Source organism: Grimontia marina (assembly GCF_900060185.1).
Classification (GTDB): Bacteria; Pseudomonadota; Gammaproteobacteria; order Enterobacterales; family Vibrionaceae; genus Enterovibrio; species Enterovibrio marinus.
Window position 1 is genome coordinate 1 of record NZ_FIZY01000016.1, and the last position, 16,320, is coordinate 16,320.

Sequence of the window (16,320 nt, forward strand, 5' to 3'; positions counted from 1 at the left end):
GCGACCTGAAAGTGGACTCAGTAAATCTCCAAGGCACTGTCGACCCTGCCCCGGATTCCGACGGTGACGGCATCCCGGACTACCTTGATTTGGAAAGCCAGAACGCCGCCAATGACGGCACGGCCTTCGACATGCATGGCTATGACTTTGCTGCATTCGACTCGAACGGCGATGGCAAACTCGATAGCAATGATGAACTTGGCGGTAACGATGTCAACGGCAACGGTATCGATGATCGTGCGGAAGATGCGGACGGCGATGGCTTATCAAATCCAAACGATGATGACGACGATAACGACGGCACACTTGATATCTACGATGCGTTCCCATTTGATTCGAATGAAGATACTGATACAGACGGTGATGGTGTAGGTGATAATAGCGATGCATTCCCAACGGATGCTTCTGAAACCACAGATACTGATGGCGATGGACTGGGCAACAACCGAGATATGGATAGAGACAACGATGGTATTTCTAACAATCTCGAATCCAATATCAATATGAATGTCTCCAGTTGGCCACTTCTAACGGGTAACACCAGTTTTACCCAAGGCTCACTAACCGGAAACGGCGGATACTGGCAGTCTCAGGCAAACTCTGAGCGTTTTTCTGAGTATGGTTTCCGCTCACACTATCAGTTGAGCTTTGTCATAGACAGCCTCGGCACCTACAACATGATTGGACTGGGCAAGGAAGAATCCTCTGCCAGCTATGGCGATATAGATTACGCCTTCTATATCGTAAGCAGCACGTTGTATATCTATGAAAGTGGAGCATCTAAAGGCACATTTGGACGTATCTCTGTTGGAGATACCCTCTCCATTCAAATTGCCGACCGGGTGATTGCCTATTTCCGAAACAACGAATTGTTGCGCACCATTGTTTATGAGGGGGAGACGCCGGACTTCTATATCGACTCCAGCTTCTATAGTGGCGTGATTGAAATCAGCCGTTTCTTACTGTCTCCATTGCCGGGTACGCAGTTTGTTGCCGACTCAGACAACGACGGCATCCCGAATGATTTAGATCTGGACAGTGACAACGACTTAGTCCCGGACATTATTGAAGCGGGCTTTAAAGATGTAGATAGCAACTTCATGATGGATAACATTGATATTGGTAAATCAATTGCGACTATTCCGGACTCTGACGATGATGGTATTCCTGATTTTGTTGACTCAGAAAGCCATAACTCAGGTAACGATGGATCTGATTACGATATTGCAGACACCAACTTTGCAAACTTCGACACTAACGGTGACGGAACGCTAAACCAGTTGGACGAATTTGGTGGTTATGATACCAATTACAATGGAGTTGATGACCTGATTGAAGCGCTCGAATAACACCAAGCCAGACTGAGAGACATCAGTCTGGCTCGCTTTTTGTAACCCACCACTAATAATGAAATATTGGGATTGAATGGGATCGTTTGGGATTTCGTGGGGCAGCCCTTTTATAGCGCGGGCTAATCAGAATCTGGAGAGCTAGCGCTGCAATCGCCGAATGTGGGACAAATCTAGCGAAAGACTATGTACGCATTCATTTGAGGAGAAATAAGGTCGTCACAGCCTTTTCGGCTCGTACCATTACCTACTTTGACTTGAAAGCTTTCTCTTGTGACAAATTTCCAAGTTATCCGCTTTGCGAATCGGATCTGATCTCATACCCTGTTTGCAACACTACCAGTGTTTAAACATACCAACATAAGTAAATTGAGAAGAGCCAATTACACAAGACCTAGGTGATTTAAAATCACTAGAATCTCCTACAGTTATGTGTGTGGCACACAATAAATGAGGTTTCAAGGCATCAAGTATTGGTTTTGATTTTCCTCAGGAATACCTGCACTTAGGAAAAAGTCATCAATGCCATGAGAAAGGCCTTCAATATAGAAAAAGTCATGGTCGTAAAACAGTTCATCTTGTTGGCGAGCAAACTCATTGATTGGAGAGTCATCGTCACTATATGTCTCTTCGAAAATCACGCTGATATCGTTGAGGCTTGTTTTTGCCACCCAGAAATGCGCGTTTTGTAATTCTGACATGACACGTAACCTATTTTGAGTTCGCTTAAACCTAAGTTAGCTCTCTACTTAAAATCCTTCCCAAGCCACACTACCCGGTCCAGGACTTCGATGTTCTGCATCTTTTCAGGCCCAACGTCTTTGCACAGAGAAGCCGCTTAAAATGGGATGCCAGACACTTTTCAAAATAAACGGTTTCATTTTTCAGTTTTCCCGGCGGGCTACAAAATATCGGTTGGTTTTAAAACAATTTAAAACCCAGAGGTTAAAAAGATAGTAACAAACCTCATTCACAGCTATACGCCGAAATCCAAATCGACCTAAGAGAAGAAATTTAACCTTATATTTCATTGAGTTAATTTTTTCATCGCCCAACTAATTCACCTAGTTATCCACAGATTCTGTTGATAGGTTCATCACAGGTCAATAGGTAATTTTTCCTTTATTATCTTATAGTTACTATGAAATTAAAGAAAAAATAAATTTTTCTTGACCTAATGTTTAAAAATGAAGTCGAAACGAGTGGTTGAAGTTCGTCAAAAATAGTTCGTTAGATGACGAATAAACTGTTTGCACATCACCATGTTACATGTAGGTCAAAACGGTGAGACAAAATAAGACTAGCTGTTGACAACTCCGTCGAAAACGGAGTTGTCACAGAGAAAATACTGAGGAAATCAAGAACGTTTCAATATACCAAGCCGGCTACATGTACCAACGCGAAGCTGCTTCAAACACCAACCTATCCTCACCAGGATAAGCTAACAGAGAAACGCCCATTGGAACGCCGTCGACCATTAACAAAGGTAATGTGAGTTGCGATAATCCAGCGACCTCTGCGATAGCGTAGAGACGTCGCTGATTAGTAAGAAATGATTCATCGACAGATTCACCTTTGGGAGGTTGCCCTGGAGAAGTCGGGATCATCAAAACCTCTCCAGGCTTGAAAAATCCTTGCAAACTGTCACTGAAAAACTCACGTTTTTTCTTAGTTTCGACGAACTCTTTAAAACTCTTACCCCTTATTTGCTTCAGATGCTCTTCCGTTTCATCTGAGAATTTTGGCTTTTGTTCGTCAAGCCACTGTCCATATTGCAAGTCTACTTCCCGGCCTAGTATTACCGAATGGATGTTGTGAGCCTGAGTTAAGGTGAGCTTACTGAGACTAGGCATGTCATTGCGGAAGATCTTGGATTTAGCTAATTTTTCTTCCCATTTCAGCAAAGCTTCAGCCGAGAGCAACTCGTGAAAGAGGGAAGAGGCATTGATTATGGCCCCAAGCCGAACCGCCTTGGGAGGCTTAGTCCAGCATTTCTCGGCGATTTGCTCCAAAGTTGATAGATGCTTTGTCATAAAGCCAACGGCATCAAATGAAGGCGAAATCGGTGCGATACCCCTCAGGTCAACCATCCCTTGTGAAGGGCGATAACCAAACAAGCCACTGTAAGATGCTGGGATCAGCACCCCCCCGCAGCAATCATTACCTATCCCGATGCTTGCGCTACCTTTGGAAACGGCAATTGCTGCTCCGGAAGAAGACCCACCTAGACGGGCAAATGGAGAGACAGGGTTTTTGAGTCTAGCCAGGAAAGGGTTCTTCCCACTAATACTGATGCCGAATTCATCAACTTGAGTTTTCCCAATCAAACGACACCCGGATTGCATCAATGTAGATACTACATGTGCATCATTATGGGCTGGCGCGTGGCCATCAGACCATTGCGGCACACCGATGCCTGTTACTGTGTCTTTCAGACCAACGCTATCGCTAACGACTAACTTTTGGCGTGCAAGCACACCAGAAGAAATGTCTTGTCTTTCAGGCTTAAACTCATTGATGAGGTAGTTATTCTTGGCCATATACTTCTACTTCTTTTCTTCTCCTATTCATAAGGTTATAACTAAATTCTCAAATATGAGAACTAAGAATTACATTTTTTTAGTAACGCGGTACGACTTTCGCGAAAAGCTTCGCTTGTAAAGAACTCGTCGTTTATTTGAAGTTTCCGGCTCTGTAGCCAGCTTTCCGCTGATGAGCCTTGTCCATACGGAATTTTGTATACGTGAAAGTGTTGATTTTGGTGTAAATAGATTAGATTCGCAGCCACACGCAAAGGCCTAAAGGGTTCGTTAAGATAAAGCCTAAACTCACCGCTGCAGTCATTGACAACATAAGAACCATTGGCACTACGGATTGAAATATATGGCCCGTTTGATTCCGTGTAAGACGCTAACGACCAGACTCCTGTTTCAGTCGTAAGTTTCAGAAACGGCAGACGCAATGTTTCCTTCATCGTTGGTTCGGTTTCTTCGATGGTAGGAACATTATCCGTAGTGGTTTGATCTTTCGGTTTGGCATGTACTACACGCACTGTCGGTGGAATGACTTCCGGCTCTTCGGTATTGAACCAAGCTGATATGACAGACCAATTCAGCATGCTGGCGCCAAGAAACAAAACCACAACCAGTGATGACGTCGCCATGGCCGGTAACCAAAATTTTTGTGCCCACTGAATAGCACCCGGCATTTTTCTCCCTGAACTTCGCTCCAGCTCAGTTTCCAGAACTTCATTTTCTGACAGCGCACGGCGCAACTCACCCGCCAGCTTACCCTGTTCTCCAATGGCTGCATCTTTCTGATTTTGTAGGCGATTACGCTCATCTTTGAGGAGCGCAATCTCGCCCTCAAGCTGGGTAATTTTACGCGAATAATCGATACCACTGCCGCTATTGCTTGCCTTACGAGATTGACTGAGTTGGACCTTTAGTAGTTTATTGAGCGCAGATAGCTCATCCCTTTCTTTTTTTACAGCAGCTAATTCACGCTCCAAAGCTGTATTGTTGCCAACAGTAGAAACAGAAGGGATTAAGATTGGGTGCTCGCCCTTTCCTTTTACAATATTGTCGTAGGAATGACGGACGAGATGCATCAGAGCCTTGGAACCACCTTTGTCCGGGTGCACGCGAACAGACAGCAATTTATAGCGCTGTTTTACAGTGGATTCAGGATCTCCCGATTTGGTGCCTAATATTTCATTAAACGTGGTCATTGACAGTTTTAAATACAGTTGAGATGAAGTTATATCGGCTCTTTAGGGACATTCTTGAGTTAGAAGGTGTCTTAAAATCAAGATAGAGCAAAGCACACTTCTCTGTTCGAGCAATCGTCTAAGGTTTGTTCAAGCTCTACTTTTCCTTACAAACAAAAGAAACGTTTCATTAACATAGAATCATCTTTTTAAGCCTTTGTGTTCAATTTTATACCAAACACTCCATTTTCAATTGCATTCACAATTTTGCGATCTATGATACATACGAAAATTTGAAGACCCGGTGAACGCTGCTGGAGAGAGATGGCATTGGCCATCCGCCGAAGAAGTAAATCTTTCAGGCACTCATTAACACTGAATTTGGTGTTTGAGTAAGGACAGTAGTGGGAGGGAACTCTGGAGAGAGGTAAGCACGACTTACCCGCCGAAGGAGCAAGCTCGCCCATCTTTAAAGATGGATTCGAGTGAAACTCTCAGGCAAAAGGACAGAGGAGATAACCGCATTAATTTTCGTTATTACCAAATAACCTGAAGATACACGATTCAGCGAGCATATTCAGGCCATTTGGTTATACATACTGCTATCTTTCTGCGGCTACTCTCCTCCTTTTAATCTAAAGGGGGATAAATGAACCATTCGCTTTACGACTTTCTACAAATCATAGACAACCTCGTATGGGGTCCACCACTTCTGCTGCTGCTTGTCGGCACTGGTATATATTTCACTTTCCGTCTTGGCGCACTTCAGTTTTCTAAATTGCCTTTAGCGCTATCTTACGTGTTCAAAAAAGAAGAAGGTGTCACTGGCAAAGGCGATGTTTCTAGCTTCGCTGCGCTTTGTACTGCCCTTTCTGCCACTATTGGAACCGGTAACATCGTTGGTGTTGCTACCGCCTTGAAACTGGGTGGTCCGGGCGCTCTGCTCTGGATGTGGATGGCGGCACTTTTCGGTATGGCAACCAAATATGCTGAGTGTCTACTTGCGGTGAAATACCGTGAAAAAGATGCCCAAGGAAACATATTGGGTGGACCCATGCTCTACCTGGAAAAAGGTGTAGGCCAAAAGTGGTTGGCACGCCTGTTTGCCTTCTTCACTATTGGGGTGGCTTGCTTCGGTATTGGCACTTTCCCACAAGTGAATGCGATTGTGGATGCCAGCCATATTGCATTCAACGTTCCCAATGAAATCACCGCGATCGTGCTTACTTTATTGGTTGCTGCCGTGACTATTGGCGGTATCAAGTCCATTGCAGGACTAGCTAGCAAGATCATTCCTACCATGACTGTGGTTTACGTAACCGCTTGTATCGGCATTTTGGTGAACAATGCAGGCGCAATTCCTTCAGCGATTAGCCTAATTTTGGAGTCTGCGTTTACTGGTCAAGCTGCAACTGGCGGTTTCGTTGGTGCCTCTATCATGATCGCTATTCAAGCGGGTGTCGCCCGTGGCGTATTCTCAAATGAATCGGGTTTGGGAAGTGCTCCGATGGCAGCCGCTTCTGCGCAAACAAATTCATGTGTGCGTCAGGGTTTGATCTCCATGGTCGGCACCTTTTTGGATACCATTGTCATCTGTTCAATGACAGGCCTGGCACTGGTACTGACTGGTGTTTGGTCAATGGACATTGAAGGTGCAAGAATGACCACTGAGGCATTTTCGATAGGCCTAGATAAAGGTTTTGGACCCATGGTTGTTGCTATAGGTCTTATGTTCTTCGCTTTCACTACAATTCTTGGTTGGAACTATTACGGTGAGCGTTGTGTGGTGTATTTGTTTGGCCAACGCGCGGTGCCGACTTATAAGATTGTTTTCTTGACGCTGATTTTGTCCGGTGCATTTATCAAACTGGATATGATTTGGCTGATTGCAGACATTGTTAATGGACTCATGGCTGTACCAAATCTGATCGGTTTGATCCTACTTCGCCATGTTGTCGCGGAAGAAACCAACATCTACTTTGAAGCGTTGAAAAATACTATCCGCTCATCGGCTGACTCAAACGCTACCAGCGCTTGAATCTGCCAGTTATTGAAAAAAACAGCGCCAATTGGCGCTGTTTTGTCTGGGTAGGTGATTATGCAGTTTTAGCACTTAGCATATCGCTTAGGCCCAGTTTGCCGAAGATCGCATCATAATGAGCGAAATTTGGAATACGGGTATGGTGCTTAACCTTAGTGCCCACCGCGACGAACTCATAGCCCAATGTGCTAGTTGCCATTTTGTCCCACTCTCCATCACCGAAGTAAACGCGGCGGGTAAATACTGCACCAGTGTCCTGCTTAGCACGAAACGCCGCTAATGCCATGATTTCACTACGTGTCATCGCATCTGAGCACGAGGCAAAACTCACACCAGTCACATCAAAACCAGCTGCGCTCAGCTTCATTTTTGCGGAGTCTTCCCACCCACCAGTCGCAATCGCCAACACCACATTTGGGTGTGCTTTCATGTCATTCACAAACTCAATCGCACCAGGAGTTGCAGTCAAATCATTTTGATTTGATGAGATATACTCACGGAGTTTCTGCAAAAACAGTGCTTTCACTTCTCGTAGAATACGCATTCTGTCCTGGCGTAATCCTTGTTTTTCAATTAATTCTTCTAAGATGCCGACATCCGTCACGTTGGTAAACGCGCCCCAATCATCGGTAAGTTCAATTCCCACGACTTCCTCTACTGCAGAGCGAAAACAATCGGAATCAAAATCGTAGCTGTCGATCAACGTCCCATCGACATCCAACATAAACAGGTTCATTAACACCATTCCTCAAATCTAGGATACAGACACAACCCTCAAGGCTGATTTGAAATTGTGCTCGGCGGTTGGCCCCGCGCAAACCGAACATTGTATTTACAAATGTAACGTATGAGCAACATTCTTTACTCATATTTACAGATAGTAGACCTACATCAAGATTGACGCATACGCTAGAAAAGAAATGTGACAAAGTGATGGCTACTAACATTTTGTAACCATCACTTTCAAAGATTGTGTGATGTGGGCGACGCTGATGTTTAGCCGGATCTATAGCGAAATAACGTGACTACTGGTTTCGCTCACTTCTTCGCCAATCATTTCATCGTAAGGGTTGTCCATTATCAGTATTGCTGATGTGAACCCCTGCTGTGTGAGAGCTTCTTTGGCAGTGTTAAGGCATTCGAAGAACATCAGGTCTCCATCCCTGCCCCGCTTGTACGTCACTGTTCCTTTTCCCGCGCTGGTTCCGATGAGGTATTTGCTTGTATCGCCACAACTCACAATGATTGCTTCCGCGTTAGACATTGGTATCCCCTCTTGTTTTGGTTGAAGAGAGTTACGCAAAGAAAAGCCACTGCGATCAAAAAGCGCTGTTTCAGACAATGTGAAAAATGAGTACAGGAAGATTCTGGGGGAGAAAATGGAGGCGCGTCCCGAAGTCCGAGGTCCACGGATTTGCAATCCGCTGCATAGCCACTCTGCAAACGCGCCTTTTGAGTATCAGAGAGTGTCTTTACTGACTACAGGACGGAAATATAGAACGCCGAACGTGCAACGCAACGGTTTTTCACCTTTCATCTGAGTGTTTCTCATTTGATCACTTTCGGTAAATATGCTGCTTGGCAACCTTCATCACTCTCAACATGAGAGCCTTTAGATCCATAACACACTATCCTTTATGTAGAATTGAAAATTATGCCGAAAAGAGTGTTTGTCAAGACTTGAAGATCACAGGATATAGTGGTTTGATCTGCGCCCTTGTCGATCAGAGACACAATATAGTGTTTCTGACCAAGCTCCGCTCAACAAGACGGCAATACTTTCGAGGTGCAATTCATAATGGCTAAAACCAAGTCAGCTTCTGATATCGAATCCACTGGCGTACTCGCTATTCCTTACCAAGATACATCGATTGAAATTTGGGACAGCAAATACCGCCTGAAAAGCAAACACGGTGACGCTATCGACGCGACACTGGATGACACTTTCAAACGTGTAGCTCGTGCACTTGCGGATCTCGAAGAAAAATCAGTACGTGAAAAGTGGTATGACGAATTCCTGTGGGCACTTCGTCACGGTGCAATTCCGGCTGGCCGTATTACGTCTAACGCTGGGGCTTTCGAGCACAAGCCAGCAACCTCAACCATCAACTGTACCGTTAGCGGCACCATTGAAGATTCAATGGACGACATCCTGGGTAAAGTACACGAAGCTGGCCTGACCCTGAAAGCGGGCTGTGGTATCGGCTATGACTTCTCTACCCTGCGTCCACGCGGTGCGTTTGTTTCTGGCGCCGGTGCCTACACCTCTGGCCCACTGTCGTTCATGGATATCTACGACAAGATGTGCTTCACCGTTTCTTCAGCAGGTGGTCGTCGCGGTGCGCAAATGGGCACCATGGATATCCGCCATCCAGACGTGATGGAGTTCATCCGTGCGAAGCGTGAAGATGGCCGTCTGCGTCAGTTCAACCTGTCTCTATTGATCACTGGAGAGTTTATCGAAGCCGTTAAAAACGATGGCGAATGGCAACTGATCTTCCCTGTGACCGCGAAAGAAGCGCGTCAAGACGGTACCGATCTGCAGAACGATGAAAGCATCGTATGGGCAGATTGGCCGAGCAAAGATGGTCTGGTTGAAGATGATAAAGGCCGCGTAGCGTGCAAAATCTACCGCACCATGCCGGCGCGTAACCTGTGGAACGTGATTATGTCGTCAACTTACGACTACGCGGAACCAGGCTTTATCCTGATCGACAAAGTTAATCAAATGAACAACAACTGGTTCTGCGAAGACATTCGTGCAACCAACCCATGTGGTGAACAGCCGCTGCCTCCTTACGGCGCGTGTCTGCTGGGTTCAGTGAACCTGACCAAGTTCGTTCGCGACCCATTCACTGAAAATGCCTACTTCGACTGGGACATGTACCGTAAAGTCGTAGCGATCTTTACCCGCATGCTGGACAACGTGGTTGAGATCAACCAACTGCCGCTTGAGAAGCAACGTGAAGAAATCGAAACCAAACGCCGTCATGGTATGGGCTTCCTAGGTTTGGGTTCTACCCTGACGATGCTTCGCCACAAATACGGCAGCGCAGCATCTATCGCTTTCACTGAGCAAGTTTCTCAGGAAATGGCGATCACCGGTTGGGAACAAGCTATCGAACTTGCTGCAGAGAAAGGCGCAGCACCCGTGATGGACAAAGAATTCGATGTTACTCCTAAGATGATGCGTCTGCGCCCTGAAATGGCGAAAGACGGCATCAAAGTGGGCGACAAAGTGAAAGGTAAAGTGCTGCACGCGAAATACAGCCGTTATATGCAGCAAATTGGCGAAGTACGTCCAGACCTGATTGAGAAACTGGCGGCGAACGGTGGTCGTTTCACCCACCACAGCTCTATCGCACCAACAGGTACCATCTCTTTGTCACTGGCAAACAACGCAAGTAACGGTATCGAACCAAGCTTTGCTCATCACTACACCCGTAACGTGATCAAGCCAGGTAAGAAATCAAAAGAAAGCGTTGATGTGTTCAGCTTTGAGCTGTTGGCATACCGCGAACTGATCAACCAGAAAGCAATGCCATACAGCACGAAAGAAGACGAGCAACTGCCTGAGTACTTCATCACTGCCGATGACATTACACCAAGCCAGCACGTTGAAGTTCAGGCTGCTGCTCAGCGCTGGATTGACTCGTCAATCTCGAAGACAGCAAACGTACCGACTGACTTCCCGTTTGACAGCTTTAAAGACATTTACATGGATGCGTATGACAAGGGTCTGAAAGGTTGTACCACCTTCCGCTTCAACCCAGAAGTGTTCCAGGGTGTTCTGGTTAAAGAAGAAGATCTGGAAAGCACCACTTACGTATTCACGCTGGAAGATGGCACCACCTTTGAAGCCAAAGGCAACGAGAAGATTGAGTATGACGGTGAAGAACACACCGCAGCTAACCTCTACGACGCCCTGAAAGAAGGCTACTACGGTAAGTTCTAACCGCAGACAGACAAATAAAGGGGTGGCGATTGCGCTGCCCTTTGTGAGAAAGAAGTAATTCGTTATGACACGTAAAATCGAAAGCAAAATTGTTGGCTACAAAGTAAAAAGTAAAGACGCGGTTCAGGAAGCGCCTGTTGCTCCTGTTGTTGAAGTACCAGCATTTGAAACCATGCATGAAGAAATGCCACGTCCAGAAAAACTGCTGGGCTCGACGTATAAGCTGAAGACGCCAGAACACGTTTCTGAGCATTCTCTGTTTATTACCATCAACGATGTTGTGCTGAACGAGGGAACTGACCACGAAGTGCGTCGTCCTTTTGAAATCTTCATTAACAGCAAGAGCCTTGAGCACTACCAGTGGATCGTTGCGCTGACTCGCATCATCTCTGCGGTATTCCGAAAAGGTGGCGATGTCACTTTTCTGGTGGAAGAACTGCGTTCCGTTTTTGACCCTAAAGGCGGTTACTGGAACAAAGGTAAATATGTGCCTTCTCTGATTGCTGAAATCGGCAATGTGATTGAACAGCACCTGATGGAAATCGGCATGCTGAAAAACCCAGAAATGGACGAACACCAGAAGGCGTTCCTGGAAGCTAAACGTGCTGAGAATGCGGCAAAAGCAGAAGTGAAAGAGGAAGAATCGGTAAACACGGGCTTTCCACCGAGCGCAACTCTTTGCTACAAGTGCCACAACAAAGCCGTTATCGTGAAAGACGGTTGTCAAACTTGTCTGAACTGTGGCGACTCTAAGTGCGGTTAATGTGCTGAATTTGATTATTGAATAGGCTTCCATCAGGAAGCCTTTTTATTGACTCTCACCTTCAAATTATTCGAAAGACAAATACAATTTTTCAACTTTTTACTTATAAAACAAAACCCATACATTTCTGACACGAAAGAAACTCGTAAAGACAATACTTAAAGAGGAAAATGGCGGCTAATTTACTGGCTCTTAAATCAAGTATTCTCGGTGAATACTCTTCTTCAAATAAGCTGATTGACGAAATTAGAGCGAGTGACACACTGCGTATCGCCGCTCCAATGTAAAATTTCAGCATCCCTACCCGGTTGAAAAACTGGATTGATTTTATCGCCCGCGCAGGCTTGACCTTCTCTTTCACTGAAAACGGTCCCAAAGGCCTACTAACCGACAAGAAAGCCGTTGTCGTCACCAAATACAACTTCAACAAAGCTTAAACGCTTAGAGTACGGGACGCGCAGTCGAACCCTTCGGGCAGCTAACGGTCTGTTGGCACTGGTTTCCTAATTCAGATTTCCATTTACTGCTAACTTAAACTTCTTTTTCATTTTGGGTGTCTGTGTGGACGCCCCTTTTTTTGTTCGATCATTGTCTCACCATTGCCTTCCCGGCATTTCCATATGATACATAATCCGTTCTTATGTGGCCTTTGATTTGCAATGCTGGAGCCTTAAGTGATTAAAGCAAATCCATTTTTAGGAAATGATGAAGACCGCACAGAGATCTGGGATATGCTGGTCGCAAAAGATATTCGCGCTTATACCCAAGCGGATTGGTCGATGGTAGAAAATGATTTCCTTGAGGACGAATTCTTTGCCGTCAACGCGGGTTTTGACAATGACCCAGGTAAATGGAACCTCGCCTTCTCACGTTTTGAAAACTACCGCGACTCCTGGCTGGAAGCAGCTCGCGCAAGTTTGAATACCGAGTATGCGGAGCCGTTAGAAGATGCTGTTCATAAGCTCACAACTCTCGAGCAGATTGAAGTGAAAGAGGGCAAAGCCATTGCGAGAAAACAATTTAATGGCACGATTCAAGTCGTCGGCAAAGAGCCTGAAGTGTTGAATTGGCAAACACTCTACTATCTGAAGAAAACGCCTGCAGGTTGGAAAATTGTCGGTTTCACTGGCTACCTTCCTTACACGCCATAACCCAATTAGAGCGCCGGGAAATTGAAAGTATCATATCCTTTCTCTCCAAATATCCCAGCGCTCGCTTGCTCCACAGCACTATTCGCTTTTCAACAAAATACCGCTAGAAATCGATCTGCAAATAGATCGTGTTGTAGTTACTGCCACCTTTGATACGGCCAAACTGGCTAGCTTTTTCGAAGATTGCTGAGCGGTGGTGAATCGAGTAGCCCAACCACATATTTTTCAGACTCTTCTTATTCACAAGGTCCCCAATATTGACATCCAAAGATATATCGAAGTAGTTCAGTAAATGGCTTGGCTCATAGCCTTTACGTTCCATTTCAGAACGCTCAATATGAGTAATGTTATTGATGTACGATAAACCTTCGGCTATTCCCAATCTCCATGTGGTAGGCCATTCGACCGTGTAATATGCCTTAATCGCCATAATATATTCTGGTGATGATGCCTGAACGTCAGATTTCCAATGCCATACGACACCTGGTGTCAGGTAGATATCCATTGGAATACCAAATAAGTCGTCAGAAAGAGGATGACCGTAAAACAGAGAAGTGAGTTTATTATCGTGAGGGTCTTTTTCTGTACTTCCTGTCAATATGTCACCAATGTTGGAAGGCGTGGCCCAGCCAAAAGCCACACGCCAATATGGTCGCGTTGACAGTTCACGTTCGCCAAACCGTCGGTTGTCATTGAAGAAGCCAAAACCTGCATAGACCTCACCCTGCCACTCACTATTTATCGTTGGGGAGTGACGAACATTTTCGTCAAAGTATGTCGCATAGGCAGCACCGACAAGGTATAAGTTGGAATAAACATGGTAACGCCCTTTCACCCCAGCTTTGAAATCAATGCCCGCACCAAGATCTGTGCCCCGCTCAGTGAACTCTGACAAACCGTAGTAATAGCTGTTGAAATTGGCATCTTTATAGCGTGCGGAAATGCTCGCATTCAGGTCGAAGCATTCACCTTCAATCTGCTTTCCTAACGTGGCGACGCCATGAAAACGCCCGCTTTTGTCAGAGAGAACATCCAGATTGGTATACCAGTTTTCATCCCATTGACGCTTGAGTTGTAAGCCGAAATCCCCGGAGTCTCCGCCAATGTCATTTTGCACTGCGGTAGGTAGGTCGATAAAACGCATGCGAAGAATGGTATTCAACCGCCACTCATCTTCTTCCCAAAGCCTTAATCCGCCTTCCGTGCCATCAATGAAAAAAGCTTCATCTTCATAGAACATCATAGGTACAAAGCTCGAGACGATATCGCTACCGCTGTCTGCATAAGGAATACCCGCGGAGCGAATGGTCGCCGCCAAACCCCAGTTCTCACTTCTTTTAAGGCGCAGCTTCTCAACACTCTCTGGTTTTTCAGTTGCTTCCGGTTTGCTTGATGCGTTTGAGGAGGCTGTAAAACAGAGCGATGCAGCGGCAATGATTAAGGGGAGCTGATATTTCATCCATCTTCTATGCATTAATCCAAGAGAGGCAATTGTAACGCATTCAAAGAAAAGTGTTTCTGGTTAATTCATGAAATCAGTCAGTTAAGATTGCATTAGAAAGGACTGGCAGCCAATCTGGCCGCCAGTATCTATAATTTTAGCGCTTTGCTTTTGGTATTAATGCTCTCTTGCAGTCAAAACAAAAAGATCCATATGACCATGCTCAGTGGGGTTAAGCGCCCTGATCGGGTTCGCATTGTGCCAAACTGCATGGTCATCCAATAATGCTACATCACCGTTATTCATGGCCAAAGAGAAGAACGGCTGTTCACTTCTGTCTTTGTAAACCAGGATTTCACCACCCTGGACGTTTTTCCTGTCTATTGCGGCAATGGCAATGTGGTCAAAGCCGTCCTGATGAATCCCTTCTGGAGAAACCGGCGTGATGTCATTGAGTGTTATCACTCTCATCTGGTGAATTTCAATATCCTGCTCGTCGTCCAGTTCATTGTTATCCTTGAATAAGCGACACAGTTCGAACAAACCTTCCGAGTGGAGCACTGCCGATGTCAGTTCTTCAAAATTTCGTACTACGCCACCCTGATGCTGGTTGATAGCTTCTGATTGGACAAAAGTGTGATGTTCCATTTGCCGGAGCGCACCGTCATGGCAGTGCACAATTGAGTAGCGTCTTAACCGATATTGACCATCTGCATAAGGGGTAGTTGGCAGATCATCAAACATAGGTTCAAGTTCTTTGACAGCCTGGTCGCTGATATGACAAAGCTGCATAAGGTAATCTGGATGGTACATGTTACGTCCTCCATATTGGTCCTCAATCGGGCACTCTGGGTAAGAGTTTCCCGACCACAGTTATCACTTAAAGTTAACGACAATACAGCAACTTTGACAAACTTATATAGATTATAAAATCACCATAAACTCCAATTACGCACAGATAGTTGGCTTATTTGCAAAATATCAGAGAATAATTTTGCATTATTTGATCCACAACTAATTGGTCAAATCTACTTTGAGAGGTTGAACGCGAACCTAACCCTTTCATTCAGCTAACATTCATGTTCCACAGATAAGATATCAATGTGGATGCAGTAGGGTCTGTTGACCCTAGGAACCAAGAGGTAAACAAATGGGAAGAATGATTAAAGCGCTGATTATATTACCAATTCTGGTGATTCGTGTTCCAGCCTATGCCAATCAACCTGACATTAAGCCCCTCCCTGAACACCCTATCCAAGCGTATAAGCAAATTCAGCCTCAACAAGCGCTGTCTGATTTACTCGCTATTCCTTCATTTCGCGCTCATCAAGTGAACCAACCCGTTAACGACTTGGATACCCTCTACAAGCTCGCCCCTGACGCGCAACAAGAGTTGGAAACACTTGCAGCAGGCATTGCCGATTCTGTAAGCGCAAAAGTGGTGAGTGCTGGTTTGAAGGGGCAGCATCGTGCTGCGGTAAAAGTGGATAAAGAACTGAATGGTGATGTGTCTAAGCTCACTGATATCGTGCGAATCACTATTGAATCTGACTCGATTGATTCTCTGAATCAGGCCTACGAAAAACTCGCAGCCCAAACCCAGACGCTTGAAGTGATTAACCGTTTTCAGGCCCCTCGCCCATCAGGATATCGCGATCTGAAAGTGCTAGTGACACTGCCAGAAAGTCAGTTGGTAGCCGAAGTACAACTGCACCTGAATGCCATCTCTAAAATCAAAAATGGCCCTGAGCACAGTATCTACGAGCAAATTCAGCGCATTGAACGAGATGCAGTAGACCGTGATTTAACCGAGTTTGAAGTGACTAAGATAGGCCAGCTCCGCCAACAATCCCGAAAGATGTACCAAATGGCTTGGGCGCAATATCAGCCATACAGCATGGCGGTATAACC

12 protein-coding genes, 1 tRNA gene, 2 pseudogenes and 1 riboswitch are annotated in these 16,320 nt (G+C 45.5%); of the genes and pseudogenes, 7 read left to right on the forward strand and 8 right to left on the reverse strand.

The window, feature by feature from the left end; all coding sequences use genetic code 11:
- Positions 1–1,349: pseudogene (locus GMA8713_RS27685) on the forward strand (hypothetical protein); the annotation flags it as partial.
- Positions 1,350–1,807: 458 nt separating this feature from the next.
- On the opposite strand, the gene GMA8713_RS10135 reads toward GMA8713_RS27685, so the two are convergent.
- From GMA8713_RS10135 to GMA8713_RS10145, 3 genes are all read right to left on the reverse strand, one after another.
- Positions 1,808–2,050, reverse strand: a complete 243-nt coding sequence (locus GMA8713_RS10135) for a hypothetical protein (protein WP_062708815.1) — start codon at positions 2,048–2,050, stop codon at positions 1,808–1,810.
- Positions 2,051–2,734: 684 nt separating this feature from the next.
- Positions 2,735–3,889 carry an amidase family protein gene (locus tag GMA8713_RS10140; protein ID WP_062708817.1) on the reverse strand — a complete coding sequence of 385 codons (1,155 nt, stop codon included), beginning with the start codon at positions 3,887–3,889 and terminating at the stop codon, positions 2,735–2,737.
- Positions 3,890–3,951: 62 nt separating this feature from the next.
- Positions 3,952–5,079: a hypothetical protein gene (locus tag GMA8713_RS10145; RefSeq protein WP_062708820.1), complete on the reverse strand. Its 1,128-nt coding sequence runs from the start codon at positions 5,077–5,079 to the stop codon at positions 3,952–3,954.
- 386 nt (positions 5,080–5,465) lie between these two features.
- A riboswitch (glycine riboswitch) is annotated at positions 5,466–5,578 on the forward strand.
- Positions 5,579–5,707: 129 nt separating this feature from the next.
- Between GMA8713_RS10145 and GMA8713_RS10150 the strand changes: the two genes are divergently transcribed.
- Positions 5,708–7,096, forward strand: coding sequence for an alanine/glycine:cation symporter family protein (locus tag GMA8713_RS10150; RefSeq protein ID WP_062708822.1), 1,389 nt, complete (start codon positions 5,708–5,710; stop codon positions 7,094–7,096).
- 58 nt (positions 7,097–7,154) lie between these two features.
- On the opposite strand, the gene GMA8713_RS10155 is transcribed toward GMA8713_RS10150, so the two are convergent.
- The 3 genes from GMA8713_RS10155 to GMA8713_RS27305 all read right to left on the reverse strand — a co-directional run bounded on the left by GMA8713_RS10155 (position 7,155) and on the right by GMA8713_RS27305 (position 8,549).
- A complete protein-coding gene (locus GMA8713_RS10155) occupies positions 7,155–7,835 on the reverse strand; it encodes an HAD family hydrolase (protein WP_062708825.1) in 681 nt (226 codons plus the stop codon).
- A gap of 270 nt (positions 7,836–8,105) precedes the next feature.
- Complete coding sequence (locus GMA8713_RS10160; protein ID WP_062708828.1) at positions 8,106–8,363, reverse strand: DUF6482 family protein; 258 nt, start codon at positions 8,361–8,363, stop codon at positions 8,106–8,108.
- 116 nt (positions 8,364–8,479) lie between these two features.
- A tRNA-Cys gene (locus GMA8713_RS27305) sits at positions 8,480–8,549 on the reverse strand.
- 348 nt (positions 8,550–8,897) lie between these two features.
- Between GMA8713_RS27305 and GMA8713_RS10165 the strand changes: the two genes are divergently transcribed.
- From GMA8713_RS10165 to GMA8713_RS10175, 4 genes and pseudogenes are all read left to right on the forward strand, one after another.
- Positions 8,898–11,054, forward strand: coding sequence for an adenosylcobalamin-dependent ribonucleoside-diphosphate reductase (locus GMA8713_RS10165; RefSeq protein WP_062708829.1), 2,157 nt, complete (start codon positions 8,898–8,900; stop codon positions 11,052–11,054).
- Between the two features lie 64 nt (positions 11,055–11,118).
- Positions 11,119–11,817 (forward strand): TSCPD domain-containing protein, encoded by a 699-nt coding sequence (locus GMA8713_RS10170; RefSeq protein ID WP_062708833.1) that lies wholly within the window; start codon positions 11,119–11,121, stop codon positions 11,815–11,817.
- Positions 11,818–11,987: 170 nt separating this feature from the next.
- Positions 11,988–12,230: pseudogene (locus GMA8713_RS26735) on the forward strand (NAD(P)H-dependent oxidoreductase); the annotation flags it as partial.
- Between the two features lie 261 nt (positions 12,231–12,491).
- Positions 12,492–12,968, forward strand: a complete 477-nt coding sequence (locus GMA8713_RS10175; RefSeq protein WP_062708837.1) for a hypothetical protein — start codon at positions 12,492–12,494, stop codon at positions 12,966–12,968.
- 103 nt (positions 12,969–13,071) lie between these two features.
- Here the strand turns inward: GMA8713_RS10175 and GMA8713_RS10180 are convergent, their stop codons facing one another.
- Positions 13,072–14,427 carry a MipA/OmpV family protein gene (locus tag GMA8713_RS10180; RefSeq protein ID WP_157515561.1) on the reverse strand — a complete coding sequence of 452 codons (1,356 nt, stop codon included), beginning with the start codon at positions 14,425–14,427 and terminating at the stop codon, positions 13,072–13,074.
- A 159-nt stretch (positions 14,428–14,586) separates the two neighbouring features.
- Entirely contained in the window at positions 14,587–15,222 is a 636-nt protein-coding gene (locus tag GMA8713_RS10185; RefSeq protein ID WP_062708840.1) for a 2OG-Fe dioxygenase family protein, read from the reverse strand.
- Between the two features lie 337 nt (positions 15,223–15,559).
- Here GMA8713_RS10185 and GMA8713_RS10190 point away from each other — a divergent pair, with 337 nt between their 5' ends.
- Positions 15,560–16,318 (forward strand): nucleotidyltransferase family protein, encoded by a 759-nt coding sequence (locus GMA8713_RS10190; RefSeq protein ID WP_062708843.1) that lies wholly within the window; start codon positions 15,560–15,562, stop codon positions 16,316–16,318.
- The last annotated feature ends 2 nt before the right edge of the window (positions 16,319–16,320 follow it).

Bases quoted from the DNA above. Each gene is read 5' to 3' on its own strand.
- GMA8713_RS10135 (WP_062708815.1), bottom strand. From the start codon at position 2,050: ATGTCAGAATTACAAAACGCGCATTTCTGGGTGGCAAAAACAAGCCTC.
- GMA8713_RS10140 (WP_062708817.1), bottom strand. From the start codon at position 3,889: ATGGCCAAGAATAACTACCTCATCAATGAGTTTAAGCCTGAAAGACAA.
- GMA8713_RS10145 (WP_062708820.1), bottom strand. From the start codon at position 5,079: ATGACCACGTTTAATGAAATATTAGGCACCAAATCGGGAGATCCTGAA.
- GMA8713_RS10150 (WP_062708822.1), top strand. From the start codon at position 5,708: ATGAACCATTCGCTTTACGACTTTCTACAAATCATAGACAACCTCGTA.
- GMA8713_RS10155 (WP_062708825.1), bottom strand. From the start codon at position 7,835: ATGAACCTGTTTATGTTGGATGTCGATGGGACGTTGATCGACAGCTAC.
- GMA8713_RS10160 (WP_062708828.1), bottom strand. From the start codon at position 8,363: ATGTCTAACGCGGAAGCAATCATTGTGAGTTGTGGCGATACAAGCAAA.
- GMA8713_RS10165 (WP_062708829.1), top strand. From the start codon at position 8,898: ATGGCTAAAACCAAGTCAGCTTCTGATATCGAATCCACTGGCGTACTC.
- GMA8713_RS10170 (WP_062708833.1), top strand. From the start codon at position 11,119: ATGACACGTAAAATCGAAAGCAAAATTGTTGGCTACAAAGTAAAAAGT.
- GMA8713_RS10180 (WP_157515561.1), bottom strand. From the start codon at position 14,427: ATGAAATATCAGCTCCCCTTAATCATTGCCGCTGCATCGCTCTGTTTT.
- GMA8713_RS10185 (WP_062708840.1), bottom strand. From the start codon at position 15,222: ATGTACCATCCAGATTACCTTATGCAGCTTTGTCATATCAGCGACCAG.
- GMA8713_RS10190 (WP_062708843.1), top strand. From the start codon at position 15,560: ATGGGAAGAATGATTAAAGCGCTGATTATATTACCAATTCTGGTGATT.